Below are 1,243 nucleotides of genomic sequence, written 5' to 3' on the forward strand. Positions count from 1 at the left end.
CTAGTGCTCTGACCGCATAGGTTCGCCGGGTTGGCGGTCGTGGAGGTTGGATGTGCGGTGACGTCCGATCCGACCGCTGGAGGCGTGGTGGCCGAGCCTGTCCGTGTGCGCAGACTGACCGACCAGGAGGGACAGAAGCTGCAGCAGATCGTGCGCCGCGGCAGCACCAGCTCGGTGCGCTACCGGCGCGCGATGATGCTGCTGGCCTCGGCCGGCGGGAACCGCGTGCCGGTGATCGCCCAGCTGGTGCAGGCCGACGAGGACACCGTGCGCGATGTGATCCATCGGTTCAACGAGATCGGCCTGGCCTGCCTGGACCCTCAGTGGGCGGGAGGCCGTCCCCGCCTGCTCAGTCGTGACGACGAGGACTTCGTCGTCCAGACGGCCACCACTCGCCCCACCAAGCTCGGCCAGCCCTTCACCCGCTGGTCGCTGCGCAAACTCGTCGCCTACCTGCGGAAAGTCCACGGTCGGATCATCCACATCGGCCGCGAGGCGTTACGCGGCCTGCTCGCCCGCCGTGGCGTCACCTTCCAGCGCACCAAGACCTGGAAGGAATCCCCTGACCCCGACCGTGACACCAAGCTCGACCGCATCGAGGAGGTCCTGGACCGCTTCCCGGACCGGGTCTTTGCGTTCGACGAGTTCGGCCCGCTCGGAATCCGGCCCACCGCCGGCTCGGGCTGGGCCGAACAGAAGCACCCCGACCGGCTGCCTGCCACCTACCACCGCACCCATGGAGTCCGGTACTTCCACGGCTGCTACTCGGTCGGCGACGACACCCTGTGGGGCATCAACCGCCGAAAGAAGGGCTCCGGGAACACCCTGGCCGCGCTGAAGTCGATCCGCGCCGCCCGGCCCGACGGCGCACCGATCTACGTGATCCTGGACAACCTGTCCGCCCACAAAGGCGCCGACATCCGCCACTGGGCGAAGAAGAACAAGGTCGAGCTGTGCTTCACACCGACCTACGCCTCGTGGGCGAACCCGATCGAGGCCCACTTCGGGCCGCTGCGGCAGTTCACCATCGCCCATTCGAACTACCCCAACCACACGGTTCAGACCCGGGCCCTGCACGCCTACCTGCGCTGGCGCAACGCCAACGCCCGCCATCGCGACGTCCTGGCCGCCGAACGCAAGGAACGCGCCCGCATCCGCAGCGAGAAGGGCATCCGCTGGGGCGGACGACCCCTCGCCACCGCAGCCTGAACGACCCGGCGAACCTGCGCGGTCAGAGCACTAG

General features: G+C 68.6%; 1 protein-coding gene. It reads left to right on the plus strand.

Features of this window, described 5'->3' with window-relative positions:
* Positions 1-87: 87 nt before the first annotated feature.
* Positions 88-1,209 carry an IS630 family transposase gene (locus AC27LF_RS45475; RefSeq protein ID WP_479662455.1) on the plus strand — a complete coding sequence of 374 codons (1,122 nt, stop codon included), beginning with the start codon at positions 88-90 and terminating at the stop codon, positions 1,207-1,209.
* The last annotated feature ends 34 nt before the right edge of the window (positions 1,210-1,243 follow it).

The organism is Streptomyces diversicolor, from assembly GCF_057537855.1.